This is a genomic window from Methylobacterium brachiatum, from assembly GCF_020523825.1.
Taxonomy (GTDB): domain Bacteria; phylum Pseudomonadota; class Alphaproteobacteria; order Rhizobiales; family Beijerinckiaceae; genus Methylobacterium; species Methylobacterium brachiatum.
This window is the reverse complement of sequence record NZ_JAJALK010000015.1, coordinates 153,408-160,525: the sequence shown is the minus strand read 5'-3', so window position 1 is coordinate 160,525 and position 7,118 is coordinate 153,408. Positions and strand designations below refer to the sequence as shown.

The 7,118-nt window shown below is 66.3% G+C and carries 6 protein-coding genes; 4 read left to right on the top strand and 2 right to left on the bottom strand.

Features of this window, described 5'->3' with window-relative positions; translation table 11 throughout:
- Nucleotides 1-89: 89 nt before the first annotated feature.
- Together LGR69_RS25870 and LGR69_RS25865 are read right to left on the bottom strand one after the other, a co-directional pair.
- A protein-coding gene (locus LGR69_RS25870) for an IS630 family transposase (RefSeq protein ID WP_230367804.1) occupies nucleotides 90-1,051 on the bottom strand; the annotation gives its coding sequence in 2 pieces (ribosomal slippage) (nucleotides 90-703 and nucleotides 703-1,051; 963 coding nt in all).
- 344 nt (nucleotides 1,052-1,395) lie between these two features.
- Nucleotides 1,396-2,346 (bottom strand): ATP-binding protein, encoded by a 951-nt coding sequence (locus LGR69_RS25865; protein WP_230367803.1) that lies wholly within the window; start codon nucleotides 2,344-2,346, stop codon nucleotides 1,396-1,398.
- 62 nt (nucleotides 2,347-2,408) lie between these two features.
- Between LGR69_RS25865 and LGR69_RS25860 the strand changes: the two genes are divergently transcribed.
- The 4 genes from LGR69_RS25860 (at nucleotide 2,409) to LGR69_RS25845 (ending at nucleotide 7,080) form a co-directional block, all read left to right on the top strand.
- Nucleotides 2,409-3,251: a type 1 glutamine amidotransferase gene (locus tag LGR69_RS25860; protein WP_230367802.1), complete on the top strand. Its 843-nt coding sequence runs from the start codon at nucleotides 2,409-2,411 to the stop codon at nucleotides 3,249-3,251.
- A 103-nt stretch (nucleotides 3,252-3,354) separates the two neighbouring features.
- Nucleotides 3,355-4,884, top strand: coding sequence for a phytoene desaturase family protein (locus LGR69_RS25855; RefSeq protein ID WP_007569016.1), 1,530 nt, complete (start codon nucleotides 3,355-3,357; stop codon nucleotides 4,882-4,884).
- A 307-nt stretch (nucleotides 4,885-5,191) separates the two neighbouring features.
- A complete protein-coding gene (locus tag LGR69_RS25850) occupies nucleotides 5,192-5,947 on the top strand; it encodes a lysophospholipid acyltransferase family protein (protein ID WP_230367809.1) in 756 nt (251 codons plus the stop codon).
- The gene (locus LGR69_RS25845; RefSeq protein WP_230367801.1) at nucleotides 5,944-7,080 is read left to right on the top strand and encodes a glycosyltransferase family 2 protein; all 1,137 of its coding nucleotides are present in this window, start codon (nucleotides 5,944-5,946) and stop codon (nucleotides 7,078-7,080) included. The genes LGR69_RS25850 and LGR69_RS25845 overlap by 4 nt, the downstream gene beginning before the upstream one ends.
- Nucleotides 7,081-7,118: the final 38 nt, after the last annotated feature.

Sequence of the window (7,118 nt, the reverse complement as noted above, 5' to 3'; positions counted from 1 at the left end):
CACTGTCACCCCAGACGAGTGCGCCAACTTCTTCGCTGCCGCAGGATACGACCCAGATTAAACCGAAAACGCTCTAGAGCTGTTCCCGATCAGGTAGCGACGGCCAAGTCGTTCTCGTAGCCGGCTGCGGCGATGTAGTTGCGGCACTCCTGCGGAGTGAAGCGCGTGAAGGCCTGACGGATCGCCGCCCAGAGATCCGGGATCGTGCGGGCTGCCGCGCTGCGTAGCAGCGCCTTCAGCTTTGCGAAGGCCTGTTCAATCGGGTTGAAATCAGGGCTGTAGGACGGAAGGTAGAGCAGCCGCGCTCCTACGGCCTCGATCGCATCCTGCACACCCGCGACCTTGTGGGCTGGCAGGTTGTCCATGACGACGATATCGCCAGGGTGCAGCACCGGGACCAAGGTCTCGGTGACATAGCTGCAAAAGCGCGTGCCGTTCGTGGGGCCGTCCAACAGCGCGGTCGCGCACAGCCCGCTCGTGCGCAAGGCGGCCGTGATGGTCGTGGTCTTGTAGTGGCCAAACGGAGCCGCAAGCCGGCAGCGCTCGCCGCGTGGGGCCCAACCGGAGCGCCGCACCATGTTGGTGGCGGCCGCCGTCTCATCCAGGAACACCAAGCGGTCCGGGTCGAGCTCGGGCTGGGCCTCGAACCACGCCTCGCGGGCCGCTCTTACGTCTTCACGCTCCTGCTCAGCTGCGTACGTCGCCCCTTTTTCCAGCTGATCCCGTGCCGCTGGAAGAAGCGCGATAGACCGCTCGTGCTGGTCTGGACGCCTTGCTCAGCCAGTCGGTCGCGCAACTCGCGCAGGAAGAGGCGCGGCTCCTGCTTGGAAGTCGCCAGGATCAGTGCGGCATGCGCCTCAATACGCTTCGAGGTGTGATCGCCGCCCATAGGTTTGGGCGCGACATGGCCCTCTTGGTGCGAGCGCTGCGACCAGCGGCTGGCGCTCGACACGCTGACCCCGAAGCGCCTCGCGGCGCGATGGCAGGAGGCACCGGCCGCCACGGCCGCCACGACACGCTCGCGCAGATCCACAGACAGAGGTGAAGGCATCGGAATGCTCCTTCACCCGTCAACGCGCCACCTGCTAACCTGTCTCAAGCGGCGCGGGACCGGCTCTAGCGTCGAATTAAGCGACGCAGCGGGCGGAAACTCCTCTTCTTTCAGCCCAAGCTGGGTCAACCTATAATCAATTTCTCTTCGCAAAAGTGAGAATTTGATGGGATCGAGTGTAAAGCATGCAAGGACCAACTCATATGTCTTATATTTTCTTGAGGCTTCACGAGGACCCCTGATTAAAACACTATAGTATGATTCAAATTGAGTGTATCTCGTCATAGCCACCTGATGTAAACTTTTTTGAACTTGATCCTTATTGATTGTCAGCTTAATTTTTCTTATTTTTCAGAATGTTCAACCCCTTCAGCAGTCAATAGCGCCAGACATGTCTGCTGAACGATAATTGGGAGCCCAGCTGCCTCAACAGCAATCAATGACCTAACTGATTTGGCAGCTTTTACCTCTAAATGGTCGAACCCCAATTCCGATATTCTCTCTAAATCTTTATGCTCCCAATGACCCACGTCGACTTGAACAATCCTGCCAAGCAAATCTTTATTACTGTTCGCAATGTCGACAGCGCGATGCGTCGTGCCTAATAAAATAACCGAAACTTCATTATCGATAAATTGTTTCCACTGTTGAAATATGAGAATTTTCTGCAATTCATCTAAATAGTGGAAATCTTCGATCACGAGCGTACAATTCGTTTCCTTCAAAAGAGGGATGAGTAGTTCAGGCCCGGGCTCGGCGAGCACTCTCCTTCGAGCCTCGTTTTCACTGCGCTCGTATCCGACCGAGCCTTTGATCTTGGCGCTTATTTCTGCAAGCCAAGCCCAACCTAACTTGGGGGTCAGCTCAAGCTCCCCTGAAGTCTTCTTTGCTGTATTGATTGTTTTTAGCTCAAGGCGGTCAAACTCAACAGACTTTAGTGCCTGCTTCCAAATACCATCACAGGTCTTACTTTTATCACACCTTACAATTAAAGGAATCTCATTCCTATGCTGCAACACCTCTCGGTACAGCGTCGTCTTACCTGTCTTAGAAGGCCCAGTGATCAAACAAAGCACGCCCCTTTCGTTCAGGGCATTATTTAGTTGAGTCTCAAGCCTCCCGTTTGCCCGCTTAACATATGTGATCGTGGGCTGTCCGACAGTCTTGAAAACGTCAGATAATTTTTCCTTCGCCATAAATTTATGATCCAAGTAGGCTATTGTCGGAAAGGATTTTTGCTTGTCAAAAATGTTTGCGGCTTCCAGATGAGTAGCATGTGGGCGTGTTCGTCGCATACCAATTTTCAAAAAGATGCCCAGATGCTCCGGTGAATAATCTCACTGGTAAAGCTAAAAAGATGCTCCGCCTGCTCATCGCCGACGGCAACGATCGGGCGGCCCGCGACCGGCATGTCGCGGCGACGGGCCGGACCTCGGCCGAATCCTACGCCGTCGTGGTCCACGACCTCGCCCCCGAGACCGCCTGCCGCTTCCTCAACCCGGCCGATGCCGACGCGGACCTGCCGCAGGACCTGTCGGATTTCGACGGGCTGATCTTCACCGGATCGACCCTGAAGGTCTCCGAGGCGACGCCGGCGGTGACCCGCCAGCTCGACCTGATGCGGAGTGCCCTGAAGGCGGGGCTCGCGGTGTTCGGGTCCTGCTGGGGCGTTCAGGTCGCCGCCACCGTGGCCGGCGGGCACGCGGCCGAGAACCCGCGGGGCCCGGAATACGGCTTCGCCCGGGCGATCACTCCGACCCAGGAAGGCCGGAGCCATCCGCTGCTGGCCGGCCGCCCGGCGGTCTGGGACGCGCCGGCGATCCATTCGGACGCGGTGCTGGAGCCGCCGCCGGGGGCGCGGGTGCTTGCGGGCAACCGGGTGCTGGGCGTCCAGGCCATCGAGATCCGGCACGGGGCCGGCTGGTTCTGGGGCACGCAGTACCACCCGGAACTCGACCTCGAAGAGGTCGGCGCGATGCTGCGCCTCTGCGATACGGCGATCGTCGAGGCCGGCCTCGCCACGGATCCGGACGCGGTGGCGGCCTATGCCGACGAGATCGCAAGCCTCCAGGGCGACGATCCCGAGGCGGCGCGCCGCCTCGCCTGGCGCCACGGCCTCGGCCCGGAAGTGCTCGAGGCGCCCCTGCGCCGCCGGGAGATCGGTAACTTCCTGGCGCAACTGTCCACAGACAGGGCCTGAACGGCCGGTGCCGCGACCGGGTGGCGCGTTGACCCGCCGGGTCTCGCGTCTAGCTTCGAGATGCGGGCAACGCTGTGACGGGCCCGGGGAGCGACCTATCAGGATGAGCCAGGATTCGACGGTCGCCGTGATCGGCAGCGGGCTCGGCGGACTCGCGGCCGCGTGCGTGGCCGCGGCGCGCGGTCACCGCGTCACGGTCTACGACAAGAACGGCTGGCTCGGCGGCAAGGCGGCGGTCCTGCACGAGGGCGGCTTCCGCTTCGACATGGGCCCGACCATCCTGACGGTGCCGCGGGTGCTGGAGCGGATCTTCTCCGAGGCCGGCCGCTCGGTCCACGACTACATGGACCTGCGCCGTCTCGACCCGCAATGGCGCTGCTTCTTCGACGACGGCTCCCACATCGACCTGATGCAGGACATCGAGCGGATGGCCGGCGACATGGATCGCTTCGCCCCCGGCAGCGGCGACGGCTACAAGAAATTCCTTTCGATCTCCGAGCACCTGCACGGCGTCTCGGAAAAGTTCTTCTTCTGGAAGCCGGTCGAGGACCTGTTCGACACGATCAACATTCGGGCGAACATGAACCCGGGCACCCTGCGCGACGTGCTGTCCCTGCGCATGCACGCCTCGGTGGCCTCGACCATCCGGGGCAAGGTCAAGGATGCGCGCCTCGCGCAGATGCTCGACCACTTCGTGCAATATGTCGGCTCCTCGCCCTACGGCGCGCCGGCCGTGCTCTGCGCCATCGCGCACATGCAGACGGCCGACGGCGTCTGGTACCCGATGGGCGGCACCCGCGCGGTGGCCGAGGGGCTGGCGAAGCTCGCCCAGGAACTCGGCGCCACCTGTAAGACCGACACCGAGGTGACCGGGATCGAGACCGCCAACGGCGCGGTCCGGGGCGTGCGCACCGCCGAGGGCGTGACGCCCTTCGACGCCGTGATCTCCAACATGGATTCGGTCCGCACCTATCGCGAGCTCGTCGGCGGCGCCGCCGGCAAAGCCTACGAGAAGAAGAACCCCGAGCCGGCCTGCTCCGGCGTGGTGCTCTATCTCGGCCTGAACAAGCGCTACGAGCACCTGAACCACCACGACTTCGTCTTCTCCCGGGATCCCGAGGAGGAGTTCGACTACATCTACAACAAGGGCGAGCCGGCCCCGGACCCGACCGCCTATCTGGCGGCCCCTTCCTCCACCGACCCGAGCGTGGCCCCCGAGGGCGGCGAGGCGCTCTACGTCCTGGTGCACACGCCCTACCTGCGCCCGCACCACGACTGGCGCCCGGACGGCCCCCTGTTCCAGAACTACCGCCGGACCATCCTGGACAAGCTCAAGCGCACCGCCGGCATGCCCGACCTGGAGGAGCGCATCGTCGTCGAGCGCCACCTGACCCCGCAGGACATCCACGAGCGCTATCGGGTGCTCAACGGCGCGATCTACGGCCTGGCCTCGCACGGCCGGGTGATGGGCGCGTTCAAGCCCGGCAACCGCTCGCGTCAGGTGCGCGGCCTCTACCTCGCCGGCGGCGCCGCCCATCCCGGCCCCGGCATGCCGATGGTCATGATGTCCGGCTGGATCGCCGCCGACGCGCACGATCAGGACGCGCGCGGAACGCTGCGCGCCTCGGCGTGACACCTGCACCGCCATCCCCTCCCCCCTCTGCGGGGGAGGCGACGGGGTTCACCTATCGCTGCCGGATCAGGGCAAGGGCCGTGCTCAGGCGCGTCTCCCTCCCCCGCAGAGGGGGGAGGGAGCGCGCGCGTCCACGGCGTGAAGAATTCTCATCCAGCCCGGGAAGATCCAGACGTCCTTCCGAGACCTCGCTCACCCGCACGGGCGGGCAGACCCGCGGCGCATCCGGCCATCCGCGGAGGCTCGGCTAGTGACCTCCTCGCCCCCCGATCCCCTGCACCCGGTCTCGCCCCTGATCCGCCGCTTCATGGAGGCGTGGTTCGAGCGCTACCTGCACCGGCACTTCGACGCTTTGCGTCTGCCGAATTGGTGCGCGCCGCCGTCCCAGGATCATGCCGGCCCGCTGGTGATCTACTGCAACCACCCCGCCTGGTGGGACGCCGCGGTGATCATCGTGCTGTCCGGCCGGCTCTATCCGAACCGCGAGAACCGGGCGCCGTTCGACGCCGCCATGCTGGCGCGCTACCGGGTGTTCGAGCGGATCGGCGCCTTCGGGGTCGATCTCGACAGCCCGAGAGGCGCCGCCCAGTTCCTGGCCGCCGCCCGGGCGATCCTGACGCGCTCCGGGACGGCCCTCTGGATCACCGCGCAGGGCCGCTTCGTGGATGTCCGGGTCCGCCCTCTCGGCCTGCGCCCGGGTGTGGCCCGGCTCGCCGAGATCGCCCCCGACGCGCTGTTCGTGCCGCTCGCCCTCGAATACGCGTTCTGGGACGAGCGCGGGGCCGAGGCCTTCGCGGCCTTCGGGCCAGGGATTCCGGGCGCCGAACTGGCCGCCCTGCCGCGGGCGGACCGGCTCGCCCGCCTGGAGGGCGACCTGACCGCGACCCTCGACCGCTTGAGCGCCGACGTGGTCAGCCGCGAGCCGGAGCGCTTCCGGGCCCTGATCGCGGGCCGCAAGGGCGTCGGCGGCGTCTACGATCTCTGGCGGCGCCTGTCCGCGCGGCTGGCCGGGCGGCGCTTCGATCCGGCCCACCGGGCCGGCGACGGGCAGCCCGAGCGATGAGCGACCCGATCCTCACGGCGCTGGCCCTCCTCTGCCTTCTCGCCGCCGCCCTGCCGGCAATCCTGACGGCGGTGAACCTGTTCGCCCTGCGCCGGCCCGCTCCGGAGGCCGATCCCGGCCTGGTCTCGATCCTGATCCCGGCACGCAACGAGGCGGGCAACATCGCCGGAACCGTGCGGGCCGCCCTCGCCAGCACCGCCGTGCCAGTGGAGGTGATCGTCGGCGACGACCATTCCACGGACGGCACCGCCGAGATCGTGCGCGGCCTCGGCGACCCGCGCCTGCGCGTCGTCCCGGTGCCGCCGCTGCCCGAGGGCTGGACCGGCAAGAACCACGCCTGCGCCCACATCGCCGGGCTCGCCGAGGGCCGCTACCTGCTGTTCATCGACGCCGATGTCCGCCTCGAGCCCGAGGCCGCGGCGGCGCTCGTGGCGCGGGCCCGGCGCGCGGATGCGGCGCTGGTCAGCGGCGTGCCCCGGCAGTGCACCGGGACGCTCGGCGAGATGCTCACCGTGCCGATGATCAACTTCCTGCTCATCGGCTTCCTGCCCGTGCCGCTGATGCGCCGCCGCCCCGACCCGGCTTTGGGCGCGGCCTGCGGGCAGCTCATCCTGTTCGAGCGCGCGGCCTACGCGGCGATCGGCGGCCACGGCGCGATCCGCGGCTTCCTGCACGACGGCGTGCGCCTGCCCCGGCTCCTGCGCGCCGCCGGCTACCGCACCGACCTCGTGGCCGGGGCGGGGCTCGCGACCTGCCGGATGTATCGGGGTTTTTCGGAGGCCTGGGCGGGGTTTTCCAAGAACGCGCACGAGGGCATGGCGACGCCCCGCGCCCTGCCGGTCTGGACAATGCTCCTCGGCTGCGGCCAGGTCCTGCCGCCGCTCCTGGTGGTGGCTGGCCTGTTCGGCCTGATCCCGCCCCTAGCCCTGGCGGTCTCCGCCGCGGCCTGCGCGCTGTCGCTGGCGAGCCGGGCGGCGATCACCCTGGCGGTGCGGGCGCCGCTGGCGACGATCCCGCTCCACCCGGCGGCCGTGCTGGTGGCTTTGGCGATCCAGTGGAACGTGCTGCTGCGGGGCGGCCGTGCCGGTGCGGCCACCTGGAAGGGCCGCACCTACCCGGTCAGCGGCGCCTGACTTTTTTTCGAAGGTCCGGCGGAGCCTGTCCGCCGGAT